The organism is Candidatus Hydrogenedentota bacterium (genome assembly GCA_019637335.1).
Taxonomy (GTDB): Bacteria; Hydrogenedentota; Hydrogenedentia; order Hydrogenedentales; family JAEUWI01; genus JAEUWI01.
The window spans coordinates 45,696-60,686 of sequence record JAHBVV010000003.1; the positions used below are offsets into that span (position 1 = coordinate 45,696).

Annotated in this window: 13 protein-coding genes; 9 read left to right on the top strand and 4 right to left on the bottom strand. The window is 63.7% G+C overall.

Annotated features, from left to right (window positions below):
• Positions 1-30: 30 nt before the first annotated feature.
• The 3 genes from tadA (at position 31) to KF886_05440 (ending at position 4,307) form a co-directional block, all read left to right on the top strand.
• On the top strand, positions 31-483 hold the full coding sequence (gene tadA / locus KF886_05430; GenBank protein ID MBX3176779.1) for a tRNA adenosine(34) deaminase TadA: 453 nt from the start codon (positions 31-33) through the stop codon (positions 481-483).
• Between the two features lie 431 nt (positions 484-914).
• On the top strand, positions 915-2,177 hold the full coding sequence (locus tag KF886_05435; protein MBX3176780.1) for a hypothetical protein: 1,263 nt from the start codon (positions 915-917) through the stop codon (positions 2,175-2,177).
• Between the two features lie 417 nt (positions 2,178-2,594).
• Positions 2,595-4,307 carry a hypothetical protein gene (locus KF886_05440; GenBank protein ID MBX3176781.1) on the top strand — a complete coding sequence of 571 codons (1,713 nt, stop codon included), beginning with the start codon at positions 2,595-2,597 and terminating at the stop codon, positions 4,305-4,307.
• Positions 4,308-4,828: 521 nt separating this feature from the next.
• Here KF886_05440 and KF886_05445 read toward each other — a convergent pair.
• The 3 genes from KF886_05445 to KF886_05455 form a co-directional block, all read right to left on the bottom strand.
• On the bottom strand, positions 4,829-5,848 hold the full coding sequence (locus KF886_05445; protein ID MBX3176782.1) for a hypothetical protein: 1,020 nt from the start codon (positions 5,846-5,848) through the stop codon (positions 4,829-4,831).
• Complete coding sequence (locus KF886_05450) at positions 5,845-6,861, bottom strand: hypothetical protein (protein ID MBX3176783.1); 1,017 nt, start codon at positions 6,859-6,861, stop codon at positions 5,845-5,847. The genes KF886_05445 and KF886_05450 overlap by 4 nt, the downstream gene beginning before the upstream one ends.
• A 68-nt stretch (positions 6,862-6,929) precedes the next feature.
• Positions 6,930-7,295, bottom strand: a complete 366-nt coding sequence (locus tag KF886_05455) for a peptide chain release factor-like protein (protein ID MBX3176784.1) — start codon at positions 7,293-7,295, stop codon at positions 6,930-6,932.
• A 653-nt stretch (positions 7,296-7,948) separates the two neighbouring features.
• On the opposite strand from KF886_05455, the gene KF886_05460 reads away from it, so the two are divergent.
• On the top strand, positions 7,949-8,989 hold the full coding sequence (locus KF886_05460) for a flippase-like domain-containing protein (protein ID MBX3176785.1): 1,041 nt from the start codon (positions 7,949-7,951) through the stop codon (positions 8,987-8,989).
• Positions 8,990-8,994: 5 nt separating this feature from the next.
• On the top strand, positions 8,995-10,344 hold the full coding sequence (galK, locus tag KF886_05465) for a galactokinase (protein MBX3176786.1): 1,350 nt from the start codon (positions 8,995-8,997) through the stop codon (positions 10,342-10,344).
• Between the two features lie 247 nt (positions 10,345-10,591).
• Here galK and KF886_05470 read toward each other — a convergent pair whose 3' ends face one another.
• Positions 10,592-10,825, bottom strand: a complete 234-nt coding sequence (locus KF886_05470; protein ID MBX3176787.1) for a hypothetical protein — start codon at positions 10,823-10,825, stop codon at positions 10,592-10,594.
• A 133-nt stretch (positions 10,826-10,958) separates the two neighbouring features.
• On the opposite strand from KF886_05470, the gene KF886_05475 reads away from it, so the two are divergent.
• From KF886_05475 to KF886_05490, 4 genes are all read left to right on the top strand, one after another.
• Positions 10,959-11,387: a helix-turn-helix transcriptional regulator gene (locus KF886_05475; protein MBX3176788.1), complete on the top strand. Its 429-nt coding sequence runs from the start codon at positions 10,959-10,961 to the stop codon at positions 11,385-11,387.
• 728 nt (positions 11,388-12,115) lie between these two features.
• The gene (locus KF886_05480) at positions 12,116-13,072 is read left to right on the top strand and encodes a hypothetical protein (GenBank protein MBX3176789.1); all 957 of its coding nucleotides are present in this window, start codon (positions 12,116-12,118) and stop codon (positions 13,070-13,072) included.
• 78 nt (positions 13,073-13,150) lie between these two features.
• Positions 13,151-14,179: a deoxyguanosinetriphosphate triphosphohydrolase gene (locus KF886_05485; protein ID MBX3176790.1), complete on the top strand. Its 1,029-nt coding sequence runs from the start codon at positions 13,151-13,153 to the stop codon at positions 14,177-14,179.
• Positions 14,180-14,217: 38 nt separating this feature from the next.
• Complete coding sequence (locus KF886_05490; protein MBX3176791.1) at positions 14,218-14,919, top strand: purine-nucleoside phosphorylase; 702 nt, start codon at positions 14,218-14,220, stop codon at positions 14,917-14,919.
• The last annotated feature ends 72 nt before the right edge of the window (positions 14,920-14,991 follow it).

Here is a 14,991-nt window from a genome sequence, read left to right on the forward strand (position 1 = left end):
TGCCCCATGCTGGACCCCAATGAACGTTATATGGGCTATGCGATTCGCGAAGCCACCCGCGCGATGGAACAGGGCGAAGTCCCGGTCGGCTGCGTGATCGTTCACGACGGCGAAATCATCGCCAAGGCGCACAACCAGCGCGAGACCCTGCAGGACCCGACGGCGCACGCCGAGGTCATCGCCATAACGGCGGCGGCGGCGCGGCTGGGGAGCTGGCGGCTCGAAAACACGCAGATGTACGTCACGCTGGAGCCGTGCCCGATGTGCGCCGGGGCCATCATCCTGTCCCGTATTCCGGAGGTTTACTTCGGAGCTACCGATCCGAAGGCGGGCGCCTGCGGCAGTCTCTTGAACCTGCTGTCGGACGAGCGATTCAACCACCAGCCGGCCTTGCACCCGGGCCTCCTGGCCGACCAGTGCGGGAGCCTGCTGACCGATTTCTTCCGCGCCATCCGCGACGGCAGCCGCGCGCGCCGGAACTGACCGCGGACCGCGCCCGGGGGAAAACCCGCCGGCCAGTTCCACGGGTCTAAGCGACGTTTCCATGATCGTGACACTTGAACGGACTGAAGCACCCCGGCGTGAACACATGTCTGGGTCAAGAGAGCGTGAATCGAAGGATCGCGGACATTCTTGTCTGCGGCAGGAGGAGCGCAAGACTTCATGTGATCGTTGCGCTTGTGAAATGGCCCCTGGTCCCCATCGCATTCCGGTTTTGGGGACGCGGGGATACCATTCCAGGCCAGCCATGCCCGTCGAATGCGGAAGCGGGCGTTACCGCCGGCAGGAATGCCCGCGATCCTTTTGCCGTGCTTTCTCGCAGATTACCGGAGCACATGAAACTGCACCCGCTCGCTGCTTCGTTCGCCTGAAGTTTTGTCCATGTTCCACATCACCCCGGAGGATGCATACCCATGAGATCCCAGACCTTTGTTTTCCTGCTGCTGGCGCTGATTGCGGGCGCGATGTCCGCGCACGGGCTGGAGGCGGGCGCCGCCGTTCGCACCATCACCCCGGAGAAGCTGATGCCCATTTCCGGGGGTACGGGCGCGCCCGTCATGCCCGAAAAGAAGCAGGGCGACCTGTTTGTTCGCGCGCTGGTGCTGGCCGACGGGGATGTGCGCGTGGCGATCGTAAGCATTGATTGCCTGGGCTTCCCCGGCGTCCTGGCGGATCGGGTGCGGTCGCTGGTGGAGGGCGTGCCGGCTGAAAACATTCTGATCGGGGCGACGCACACGCACAGCGCGCCCGATTTCTATGCCTTTCCCGACGGGCAGGGCGGCCACGGGGGGGATCTGGCGTATATCGACTGGGTCATCGGTGAAATGGCCGCCGCGATCAATGAGGCGGCGAACAACCTGGTCTCCGCGCACGTGAAAATCAACGTGGGCGAGGCGAAGGGCAAGATCGCGTACAACTACTATGCGCCGGACCTGTACGACCCGCGCTGCGGCGTGATCCAGGCCGTGGAATCGGATTCGGGCAAGATTATCGCGACCCTGGTCAACTATGCGAGCCATCCCGAGGTTTTGGGTACCGGACGGAAGATGCTGAGCCCCGATTTCTGCGGGCCGCTCTATGATCGCATCGAGGAAGCGACCGGCGGGGTGGCCATCTACATGAACGGCGCCCAGGGCGGCATGGTCACGGCGGATTGCCGCGGCGAGGACGGAAAAGACGTCCAGACCTGGGAAGAATGTATCCGGATTGGAACGCTCCTGGCCGACGAGGCGTTGCGGATCGTGCAGGACGCGCCGGTGCAGCGGGATCCCGCCCTGTATTGCGCGGCGGAGACGTTGCGCCTGCCGGTATCGAACCCGATGATGACGCAGATACTGGAAGGGTCCGGCCTCGACTACAGCAGCGTGACGGACGGGAAGTCGGTTGCGACCCAGATGAACCTGGTGAACCTGGGCACGGCGCAGCTGGTGACCATTCCGGGCGAGGCCCTGCCGAATATCGGCTACTATCTCAAGCGCAAGATGCCGGCGGAACACGATTTCCTGCTGGGCCTGACGAACGACGCGTTCGGCTACATTCTCAGCCGGGAGGACTTCGACAGCTTCCGGCGCTACGACTACATCACGCGGACGAGCCTGGGCGAGGAAACGGGCCCGGTGCTGGTGGACTTCATTCTCGACCTGGTGTCGCGCCACCCGCAGCCCGCGCGGCCGTGACGGAGCCCCGCTAAAGTCCCGCCGCTTTTCTGCCGAAAAATGGGCTGTACTAAGAGAAGCAGGCCCAATGCAGAAAGGAGGCTGACATGACTGGAGTATCTGGTATCGTCAGCAGCGTTGGGGCCGGTGTAAGTCAGGGCCGTTACACAAGGTCTGTAGAACCGACCCAACTGAAGGATCAGGAACGGTCGGAGGCGGGTGTTCGGGGCGCTGCGTTGCAGTTGATCCTGAGTGCCGTTACAGCCCCCAAAGTTTCGTCCGGACACGACCTCAACGTGCTGGCTTAGCACACACCACTCCTTATGGAGGGGGCGCCGCACGGATGCGGCGCCCCCTTCGACTTTTTGGGGAGGGCGCGGAAAGATCCGGGACCCCCGGTGTGACCGGTGCGGCAGTGGTTTATGGGAAGGAAGAGGAATGGATGCAGTAGCGGGCGCGCTGGGGCGCGCTCTTCGTCTGGAAGGGTTGGACGCGCCCGAAAACCGTGGCGTCGTCCGCGCGGGGCTCATTATTGCCGGCCTGGCGATGCTGCTGCGAATTGTCTTCTGGGCCTACACGGGCCGCTACTGGGAAGACGCGCTGATCACCTGCCTCCACGCGGAGAACATGGCCAGCGGTCTGGGCCTCACCCACGTGCGCCCGGGCGAGCCGCCGCTTCACGGCTTTACCAGCCCCTTGAGCGTCCTGGTCCCGCTGGTCGGCGACCTTATGCACGTGGGTTTCGGAGTGGAATTCCTCAAGCTGGTGTCCATTCCCGCGAGCGCCTTGACCGTGTTTTACGTCCTGGCGATCTGCATCCATCCCGCCGTTCGGCTGTCCGCGCCGCTGGCGGTCGCGGCGATGGGGTTCGCCGGCCTGGAGCACAACCAGATTCTCTGGGGCATGGCGGGCATGGAAACCCAGCTGGCGGTGCTGATCCTGATCATGTCCGTGTACTACACGATCGCCCTGCGGGCCGTCCCGCTGGGCATTTCGCTCGGCCTCTGCATGCTGGTCCGCCCGGATTACGCCTTCTGGACGGTCATCGTGGGCGTCTACGTGCTGTGCCGAAGCCCCCGGGACTTCCTGAAGGTGGCGGGCATCGCGCTCGCCGTCTATTTGCCGTGGGTCGTGTTCACGGTCGCGTATTACGGGTTGCCGATACCGAATACCGTTTTCGCGAAAGGCCTCGGCTACGCCAAGTGGTACGAGAAGGCGGGCGAACTCAGTTTCTTCGCGATCAAGCGGCATGTCTGGATGATGTTGGCCGAGCAGTTGCACATCCACCTCGGCCCGGTGTTCGCGGGGCACGGCGCGGGCCTGCACCTCTTCTTCACGCGCGGCCCGGAGAGCCCGATCGCGAACACGATGTTCGGTTTCGCGGTGATCGGCACGCTGGCCATCGCGATCCGGCGGCAGTGGGCCCTGTGGCCGCTGGCGGCGCTCGTGGTGGTCTACAGCCTCTACTACATCTTCCTCGTGCCGGTGGTTTTCGGGTGGTACAAGATGCCGTACATTGTCGCCATGCTGCTGCTGAGCCTGCGCGGGGTGCACGGGGCGGCCGGCCTGATCCGGAATACGGCGTGGCGGGGGCGGGCCGCGTGGGCCTTTGCCGCCGTCTATCTCGGCCTATTCATCAGCGTGCTCCCGATTTCCTTCCACACCGAGCGGATGATCCAAGAGCACGTCGAAAATGCGATCCGGAAGCCGGCGGGGCTGTATCTCCGGGAGCACATGCGGGCGGACGAGGCTGTCGGCTGCGAGCCCCTCGGTTACATCGGGTATTACTCGCGCGGCAACGTGTATGACTGGCCGGGGCTCGCCAGCAGGACCGTGGTCGCCTGGAGCCGCGAGCAGCCGCCGGAGCGCCGGTCGCTGGAGAACATGTGCCGCGACCTGAAGCCCGAATACCTTTTCCTGCGCGACCTGGAGGTGCTCTACTGGTTCAAGGACACGGACTGGCTCCGGCGCGACTATCACGTGGTCCGGGTCTTCCAGATTGATCCCGCCATCGCGCCGAAGATTCCCTGGATCGACCGCAACATCGACACGAGCTTCCGCATCTACAAGCGCAAGCGTCCCGGAGACCCGCTGCCCTACGACGAATCCCTGTTTCCGGTCAGGCCCGGGGCGGCGGCGCATAAGCGCTAACTTGCTTATTCTGGCGTTGGGAACGCTGTGAAATGTCGCCGTCCCGCATGCTTCAGGAATCCAAAGGGGTGCGGCTCTCGTGTTGCCGGCCGAAAATGCTCGCAGCGCTGTACCGCGGATCGAGTGATTGTTCGCAGAAGTGTTCAAGACTTCATCCCAATGTGCCGCGCATGCGACAATCGGTGCTATCAGAGCCGCATCCATTCAAAGGGCGGGCCCGCCGCGCTAAAGCGAGCTTTGAATCTCGAACGCGGGCCAACGTGGGATAGCCTTCCAGGCTGTCACAAAGTGAGCCCGAGCCCTTGCGAGAGCGTCCGCCTTGTGCGGTTCGCCCGGGGCCGGGAACTCGGGGAAAGGGGCGCTTCAAAACAATCGCCGGCGCCCGGTAAATCACGCTCGCCAGACCGGGTGATGGCTTACATCGGCGTTTCAGGTCCCGCAATGACAGCCTGGAAGGCTATCCCACGTTGGCGCACATACGAACTCGGGGCGCTTATTGAAGGATGCCCGGTCAACACGAGTTAGCGCTTATGGGATTTCGGCGCCGGATCCCGAAGTTGTCCCAGCGCCCGCAACCCCAACAGGGCGCCCGGAATAAAGATCAATACCTGCGGGACCAGGAAGAGACGGGTTTCCGGCGCGTGCGCCAGCGCGAAATGCGCGGGAAACCACACGGGCACGACGGCCCAGAAAAAGCGCCGGAGCGTTTCGGGCCAATGGCGCCAGGCGATGAGCGCCATGATCGGCATGAGCCCCAGCGTCGCAAACAGGAAGACCCACGTGCGCCACCAGGTCAGGTTGAAGATCAGCAGTGGCAGGATCGGCTCCTTGCCCGCCGTGGGGACGATGTAGGGCCGCATGCCGTAGACCAGGCGAAGCCCTCCGACGATGGCGAACCAGAGCAGCAGCCCGCCCGCGGCTATCCACAGGATGCGGCGCGGCGGAATCTGAAGGCGCGGGCGCAGCGCCACCGCGCTGAAGAGCAGCATGACGGGGATGCAGCCGCTGGTCTCGCGGTTGAACGGCGCGATGCACATCAACGGCAGCAGCCACATCGGGCGGTGGTGCAGGATGAGCAGGCCCGCCGCCAGGAAGAGGCTCATGTCGGTGTAGGTGTTGAAGGTCATATCCGTGTCGTAAAGCCCGTGGCACATCCCCCATACGAGCAGGGATACGCCCAGCATCCCTTCGAGCGCGGACAATCCAAGCCTCCGGTAATACCAGACCGCCAGGGAAAAGGTCAGCATGCACTGGACCAGCCGGAAGAGGATGAAGGCGGCGCCGATCGGGCGGGGGACGCCCCCCAGGTCGAAGAGCCGCACCAGCCCGTAGACCAGGCCCTCTGTGAACAGCCGGTACTGCCACGGGGTGCCGCTTTCCCCGTGGATGACGCGCAGCGTGCGCTCCCACTGCACCGTCTCGTACCAGTCCAGCCCCATAAACGTGATCTGGTAGTGCACGAAGTAGAGGCTGAGCAGCCCCAGCAGCCCCGCGATGCAAAGTTTCTCGTTTCGCGACAGCGGCGCGCCCGACGTGATCATGTTGCTGCCTCCCCGTGGCGCTGGGGGAGGGGAGCGCGGGCCTCTTGTATGGCGTACAGCAACGCGGGCAGGAACACGAGCGCCTGGGGCAGCAGCAGCACCCGGGCCTGGTCCAGGGGCGCGAGAAACAGGTGGAGCAGGCACCACGCGGGAACCACGGACCACACGATCGGGCGAAGAAAATCGGGCCACGCGCGCCAGACCCAGAGCGCGAGCAGCGGGACGATGCCCAGCACGCCAACGCTGTGACCCCAGGCGGCGTCGCTGGCGAGGTTATGGAAGAGGAATCCCGTGTACGGCGATGCGCCGGTCTCCAGGCCCTCCCAGGGGCGGATCCCGAAGTCCGCAAGCATCGCGGCGGCGGCGAGCCCGTACACCGCGAGCGCGGTCGCGCCATAGCGGGCCATCTGGCGGTCCAGCCCAAATTGCGGCGTCAGGGTGACGGCGCTGGCCAGGAGCATGACCGGAATCAGGCCCGCCGTTTCGCGATTGACCGCGGCGAGCAGCGTAATCGCCGGAATCCATGCGTAGCGGCGCGCGCGTATGGCGAGGGCCGCCGCCAGGTAGAAGGCGAGATCCGCGCTGGCGTCCAGCGCGAGGTCGGACCCGTAGTTGGCCTGGGTCATGCCCCACGCGAGTGCGCTCAGGCCGAGTAGCGCGACCCAGGGCGCGATTCCGAGGCTTCGGTAGAACGCGTAGGCCAGGCCCAGCACGGCGAAGTTCAACGCGAGCCGCCACGCAATGAACGCAAGCCCGGCGGGGCGGGGCGCGCCCAGATCTTCCGCAACGCGGACCGTAAGCAAGACCGCGCGGTTGGTCAGGAGGCGGTATTGGGCGGGCGCTGGCGCGGTTCCCGCCGCGATGGCTTCGAGGCGCGGCAGGTAATGCGCCTCCTGCCACGAAAGGCCTTCGGTCTTGATCTGGCTGAAACCGGCAAGCAGGCCCAGCAGCGTGATGGCGGCGAGCACGGCGGCAAGGGCGGCGGCGCGGTTCCGGCGCGGGCGATCAGGCACGTCTACAGGTCCTCCCGGGGTCCACGGCATCCTAGCACGCGGCTTGCGGGCGGGGAAACCCGCCGCGATCACGATTCCGGGGATTCACCCGATGTGCCGCGGCGTTTGCGGCGTTTCTTCTGCTTCCGGATCTTCTCCTGGCGCCGCGCCTCGGGGCTCTTTTTCCCGAGCGTTTGTTCCTCGATCAACTCGCAGAGGCGGCGGCGCGCGAAGAAGCGGTTCAGCGCCTGGGAGCGCGCCTCCTGCACTTTTACTTCCAGGCCCGTGGGGCGGTGGCGCAGCTGCACGCACGACGATGTCTTGTTGATCTTCTGTCCGCCCGACCCACTTCCCCGGATAAACGATTCCTCGAGATCGGCTTCGTTCACGCCGCAGGCCGCCATCCGGCGCAGCAATTCCGCTTCTTTCTGGGGGGTGACGCCAAATGCCGGCATGGGGCGGGTTCCTTCCTGCTTCGCCGGCGGCATTGTAGCACGTGCAATCGCATTTAAACTCGAGCTCGGTATATGAGCGTAAACTTGAGCCGATTTGGAACCTTGAATCAACGATAGTGAGCGTTTTGGAGCGCCGGCATCTGTGCCGGCAAGGTCAGGGATTCGCCGCAGGCGAAATGCCAGCGCTCCAACCCGCACCCTTTTTAACATTGGTAAGACTTTAGCGGAATGAAGTTGGGTTGATTCCCTTACGGCGCGATTCCGTGCTTCAACGAAAGTGCGGACCAATGGGAGCGCGGGCGGCCCGCCCGCATCGCGCCGAAGGCGCGAATTTGATTCGTGGCGCCAGCCCGGGCCGGTCTTCTTCCCGATCAAATTTGTCGATTCTTCAAACACTCCATGCACCTCCGGTGCATTGCAGGCGGGGACGCCTGCGCTCCCAGCCTTGCGCACTCTCGTCGTAGTGTCGCGGCAAGCTGATAAAAAGACTGGCTCAACTTCATACGGCTAAAGACGTACTAAAATTACAGGTGGTTCATGTGGCGCGCGGCTCGAGTTGGAAGTTTAAATGCGATTGCCCTGGGCATTGTAGCACGTGCGCGGGCATGGGATGCGTTCCTGTGGTATACTCCGGCCTTTGTTTTGAGGACGCCATGAAGAAGAAGATCCAGATTGCCGCCGGTTTCGCGCTTGCCGCCTACCTGATTTGGGCGCTGTTCAAGAATACCGACTGGCGTGCCGTCGGCGAGGCGCTGCGCGATGCGCGCCCGGGCTGGCTGGCGCTGGCCTTCGCGCTGGTCTTCGTCACCTTCGTGACGCGCGTTTTCCGCTGGGGCTACATTGTCCGCACCGCGCAGCCGGTGAGCTTCCGCGCCATGTTCGGCGCCACCCAGATCGGGTTTCTCGCCAACTTCACCCTGCCCGGGCGCGTGGGGGAGGTGATCCGCGCGCTTGCCCTGGCCCGGCTCACGCGCCTGACCTTCAGCCGCTGCTTCGCCTTTGTCGCGCTCGACCGCGTGACCGATCTGGTGGGCCTGATCGCCACGCTCCTCATCACCATCGTCTTCTTCAATCCCGCGGAACCGATCCCGCTTGAGGACTTCGGCATCACGATTCAGCCCGCCTTTATCCGGTGGGGCGCGATTTCGACCGGCGGCGCGTTGCTCGGGATCATTGCCTGCTTCGTGTTGCTCTACGTAAACAAAGACCTCGCAATGCGTATCGTAGACGCCACTCTGGGGCGCGCCGCGCCGGGTATCGGCGCACGGCTGCGCGGCATGGTTGAGCAGTTCGCCGACGGCATGCATATCTTCAAGTCCGCGGGCGACATGGCCCGCGCGGTGGGCTGGTCGCTGGTTACCTGGGCCATCGGCACGGCCTGTTATTTCAGCGTGCTGCAGGCTTTTTCCATCGACGCGCCGTGGTACACCGCGGTCGTGGTGATGGCCTTTCTCGCGCTGGCCATCAGCATCCCGAGCACCCCCGGATTCGTGGGGCCCTTCCACCTGGCCATTGTGGCCGCGCTCATGGTGGTGGCCCCCGAGACGAACCTCGACGTGGCCAAGGCCGCCGCGCTCATGGCGCACCTGGTCAACGTCATCCCCGTCTGGATTGCCGGGGGCGTATGCCTGTACACGGAGAACCTGGGCCTGTTTGAACTGCGCCGCGAGAGCGCGCATATGGCGGAGGAATAACTAGCGTGGAGTTCGCGGTCTTACGCGAGGAATTTCGGGCGCGCTTTCCCGAGGCGGGCGAACCCTTCGTCTGCCGCGCGCCCGGCCGGATCAACCTGCTCGGCGAACACCTCGACTATAATGGCCTGCCCGTATTGCCCATGGCTATCGACCGGGAGGTCGTTCTCGCCTTTACCGGATCACCGGAGCCCCGGGTGCGCCTCCGGAACACCGACCCCCGGTTTCCGGACGCCGACTTCGATGTCGTTCCGGATCTCCAGCCTTCGCCGCCCGGCGCCTGGGACAACTACGCCAAGGCCGCTATCGCGGGGCTGAACGCGCACTTCGGCATCACCGAACCGCCGGGCCTCGATGTACTGGTCGACGGCACCCTGCCTTCCGCCGCCGGGCTGAGCTCCTCGTCCGCGCTGGTGGTTGCTTCCGCGCTGGCCTACCTGGCCGCGGCGGGCTATACGCTGGAGCGTGACATCTCCCGCCGGGATTTGGCCCGGATTCTCGCGAATGCCGAGCATTTTGTGGGCACCGCCGGCGGTGGTATGGACCAGGCCATCCTGCTCAACGCCGAAGCGGGCCACGCCACGAAAATCAACTTTATCCCGTTCCAGTTCGAAAGTCTGCCGATTCCCGATGAGGCCGTTTTCCTCGTGTGCGACTCGATGGTGCGCGCGGAGAAATCCGGAGACGCGCTCCTGCGCTACAACGCCGGACCCGCCGTGTGCAGCCTCATTACGAATATGATCAACGTTCACCTGGCGCGCGCGTTCGGCCCGGAATTCGCCATCGACTGCCTCGGCGATCTCTGGTTTGGCCCCCTGTGTTACACCCGAAACGAGGTCAACCAGCTGCTCGGCGAGGTCATTCGCGCGCCGCGCCTCGATGGCCCGTCGATCATACGCTTCCTCGGTATGCCGGCGGATCTCGTGCGGGAATATTGGCTCGACAGCATTCCGGCCGAGCCGGAGGGGATACCGCTCCAGGCGCGCGCCCGCCATGTGGTGACGGAGTATTACCGCGTGGAAGAGGCCCGCGACGCGTTGCTTGCGGGCGACCTGAAGCTCTTTGGCCGCTTGATGGACGGATCGCACCAGAGCTGCCGGGACGATTACGCCATCAGCACACCCGAGGTGGACGCGCTGGCTGATGCGCTTCGGGAGGCCGGGTGTCTCGGCGCACGCCTGACCGGGGCGGGGTTCGGCGGTGCGGTGATCGGGCTGGCCCCCGCGAAGCGCGCGGAGGCGATTCTGGAGGCGGTTCGCGAGCGGTATTACGCCACGCGCCTGAGGAGTGGTGAAGCGGCGCCGGCTTTCGTCGCGCGGGCGAGCGGGGCGGCGGGGTATTGGAAGGGTGAAGGGTGAAGGTGCGGCACGTCCGCCGCAGGCGGAAAGGGTGCGGCACGTCCGCCGCAGGCGGAAAGGGTGCGGCACGTCCGCCGCAGGCGGAAAGGGTGAAGGGGTTGTTCCGCTGAGCGGAACGGTAGGCATTCTCACGGAGGACCGTGGGAACGAGATCCGGGCGGTGGGTGATGGGTGGAGGGAGAGCCGCGCGGGGGTCGGGTATTTCGCAAATTTTTCCAATTTGCCATTGCGCGTGCATCTTTTCGAATTACGACTCGGAGATTCGCGCATCGCCTAGCATCTTCTGGAGCAATTTCTTATCCAGTATGGATCGGCTATATATGCGGCGCGACTTAGGGTGAGCTGTGGTCGCATAGTAGGGCACGTCGAACTTTTTGCAGAAGTCTCGAAACGCGGCGGACGACATGTGCAAATAGGTTTGCGCTTGTTCCCGGGTCAGCCAGGTCAGCTGTTCTATCTCGGCGGGATTGAGGTTTTTCACTACAAACTCCTGACATGAAGTTATGTTTTTAAAACATTATAAGACATGAGGCTGACCGGTGTCAATACGTGGGTTTGGTCTGAGACAGGATATTGTGTACAATTGACAGGTCTTGACAGAGGGATTTGGTGCGATGCTTGATTACACGGATGAGAAGAAATACTGGAGAGAAGCGCGCCGGGCGCGAGGGTTGTCCGTGAATCGCCTGGCGCAGCAGCTCTCAAAGCGGATGGGCTACACCATTACCTTGGATCAGTTGGCCAACTGGGAGTACAGGATGGAGCGGCGGCCCAAGGTGGATGTCTGGAGGGCAATTGAGTGGCAGATCCGCGAGTGGCGGCGAGAGGATTCGATGGCCAATGAGACCAATGATGTGTATGCCCGCGACTTTGTCTGTCCCGGGTGCGGGGCCTTGGTTCCCGGACCGACTGTAAACGCGGAGTACTGCATGTTCTGCGGTATCAGGTTTGGCGGGCGTTGCTGCGCGATGTGTGGCCGTATTGAGGCTCAAGAGTCGGCCAAGTTCTGCATGAAATGCGGCTCCCAATTCCCTGAGGAGTAATTTCGGCGATGCTGGGCGTATTGTTGTATCAGGGTGATACGGAAACTCCACAAAATCTATGGCCGCACACCGTGTGAACTCGATTCGCCCAACGAGGAAGAGAATCTGCGCGCTGAATAGTTGATTTGTGCGCATTCTGTGCAAATTCGATGGCGTAGGAAGCGAGATTCGCGGGATGAGAAGCTTTAATGGGCGTCTTGACCCTGAAGGTCTTGATCTGCTTTCAGTGTCGAAGCTTTGCCGAGCTGGTGCCTACAGTCAACAGCGGGTTGATCGTCTGGATGGGTTATTTGGGCTATGGAATGGGGATTGATGCGGGTATGGTCCCCTCTGCACCCTGGATAAGTACCCGATGCGTCACTGGCTGCCAATTTATATCATTTAGACGGCGCCATGTTGATCCTGTGGGCGATATCGCGATGGGATGAGTCGCGCGATACGACGCGCCAGACCGGTAACAGTAGCCGCTCTTGTCACAAATCTTGGCATAACCTGGTATGCTGCGGCATGCATCGGTGTTTAATTTCCCGCAGTATTATGATTTATCGTAGACAAACTTGATTAGATATGCTACGATACCCCCCGAAATGTATGCTCTAGAATGACAGGCACAGCGCGTTGATTGGGTAAAAAAAGCGTCGCATCCGGGTTGGAGCGTGCCAGTGTCCAAATGCACGGGGGGCGGGGACGCGGCCGCGGTGCGGCGCAGGTGTGACCAGGAGTTCGCCATGTATTGTCCCGTTCATACGTCGAATGAAGTGGTCGGGTACTGCGTCGTATGCGGTGATCTGGGGTGCGAGCACTGCATCACGGAGCACGAGGGGGCGCTGTACTGCGAGAAGCACTTTCAGCCGTTCCGGGAGGCCATGGAGCGCAAGCAGAAGCACGCGCAACTCCTGAGCAAACCCGAACGCCAGCGCCTGGTGGTGCGCCCGCTCGAAGGGGACACGCTCTACGGGATTTGCTTCGCCCTGAACACGCGCAGCGACGGATTTCATCTTGACCTGGTGGATCGCAAGGGACAACCACTGGGCAAGACGCAGCGTGTTCACTTTCGCGATCTCAAGGCCGTCTACTACGTTAAGAGTTTCGATGGGAACTTTGATCGGTCCGTGTCCTACCATGATCCGCGTTCGCTTGGCGCGGGCGTGGTGGTGGAATTCAAGGACGGCGAAACGCTGCGGGGGCATACCTTCGCCAATTACAACGCCAACCTGCCGCGCTTCCATGTGATCCCGGAGGATGCGAATTCGAACAACATCTCCGTGCTGGTGGAGCGGTCCGCCGTTGCCGGCATCTTCGATCCTTCCGAGTACAAGGAGCAGAAGAGCCAGGATCTGGAGAAATATATCGAGGATCACGCCGCCCCGGGGCACGGACGGGAAGAGTGCATGGGCGACTACTACTTCGAGAACCACGATTACCAGCACGCTATCAAGCATTACCGCGCGCAGGTGCGGGAATCGGGAGACCTGCCGCGCCTGCACAAGAAGATTGTGTCCTCTCAATACAACATCGGCATCAATCACATCAAGGCCCACCACTACGAGCGCGCGCTGGAATACATGGAGGCCGTCCTCGAAGCCGACCCCCTGAACGAGAAGGCGCGCCACAAGGCGGCCAAGCTCCGGCTGGCCATCGATCGCCGCCGGCGTCGCAAGGTGGAGCCGTCGCCGCGCGAATAGCGGCCGGTTTTTCCATTTAAGGGCCGGATCCGGTACACTGTGGCGACTATCCCGCAACCGTTCCGGAGACCGTTTTTCTTGTCCACCACGCCCTGTGTCCGCACGCTGCTCGAAGAGCGCGAGCACACCCTGCTGCGCCCCTTCGCCACCCGATCCAGCGAATCCCGCGGCCGCGCGATTCCGGAGGAGGAAGACGCCTACCGGACCGTGTACCAGCGCGATCGCGATCGCATCCTCCACACGAAGGCCTTCCGGCGGCTCAAACGCAAAACCCAGGTCTTTCTGGCGCCGACCGGCGATCACTTCCGCACGCGCCTGACGCACACCCTCGAGGTGGCGCAGATTTCCCGAACCGTCGCGCGCGCGCTGTTTTTGAACGAAGACCTCACCGAGGCCATCGCGCTCGGCCACGATCTTGGCCACACGCCGTTTGGCCACGCCGGGGAGTCCGTCCTGAACGAGGTGTACGCGCCCGGCTTCTTCCATTTTGAGCAGAGCCTGCGCGTGGTCGAGAAGCTGGAGAAGCGCCACAGCGGGCGCGGCCTGAACCTCACCTGGGAGGTTCGCGACGGCATCCTGCACCACTCGCGGGGGAAGGCGGTGTTGCAGGGGCGCGCCAGCGAGGGCCCCAATACCCTCGAGGGCGGCGTGGTCAGCGTTTGCGACGCCATCGCCTACATCAACCACGATATCGACGACGCAATCCGGGCTGGGGTCATCGGTCTGGACGATCTGCCGCAGGACGCGCTGAACGTGCTGGGCCGCGGCACCTCTCAGCGGATCGACGCGATGGTGGTGGGCCTCATTCAGGGGACTGCGGAGGGGAAACTGGGTATCCTGCCCGAAACCCTGGAAGCCATGAACGCGCTGCGCGACTTCATGTACCGGGAGGTCTATCCCTGCGAGGCCATCGACCGGGAGATCCGCAAGGCGAAGCGCCTGCTGCGCGAGTTGTACTTCTACCTGCTCGAATACCCGGTGGACGATATCCTCGAGGGCGATCCCGAGGACAGCCTCGAACGGCGCACCGTCGACTTCTGCGCCGGAATGACCGACGAATTTGCGCTCCAACTCTACCAGAATCTCTTCTTCCCCAAGCCATGGTGAGCGCGCCCGATAGCCCGTTCCCGCCGGGAAGCGCCCCGGTGGGCGTGGTATCGGGCTCGGGCATCCATTTGCGTCCCCTGCTGGACGAGGTGCTGGCGGAAATCCCGTTTTCCGAGGCGGGACTGCCGGCGGCCGGGACCTCGGGGCATGAGGGCCGCTTCGTCTTCGGGTACTGCGGCGGCGCGCCCCTGGTGTTGCAATCCGGGCGACTCCACCTCTACGAAGGGCACGAAATGGCGGTCGCCGTGGCCCCCGTGGGCGCGCTGCACCGATTCGGGGTCCGGTCGCTCGTGCTGACCAACGCGGCTGGCGGCCTGGATCCGGCGCTCGCGCCCGGCGATCTGGTGGCCGCCGAGGAGATCATTCCCTGGCGCTACACCGCGCACCGCTTTCCCGATCGCATGCGCCCCGCTTTCGTGGTCCCCGGATGCACCGCCGCGGGGACCTATGCCTGGATGCACGGCCCCTGCTACGAGACCCGCGCGGAGATCCGGGCGCTTCAGGCGATGGGGGCGACCACGGTGGGCATGAGCGCGGCCGCGGAACTCGAGCGCTGCCAGGCCCTCGGCATGCGCGCCGGCGTCATTTCCTGCGTCACCAACGACTGCACCTCCCAGGAAAGCCTCTCGCATGCACAGGTCGTCGCCGTCGCGGAACGGGCCTCCGGCGAGTTGTGCGAAATACTGCGCGCCTACCTCGCCCTGTGCGGTTCCGAAGGCGAAGCTTACGGCGGCTACTGACCCCATCGGGATACGCCACACGCGGACGGCCATCCCACCCGATCATTCCGGGAGGCCCGAACCTCCGTGCCA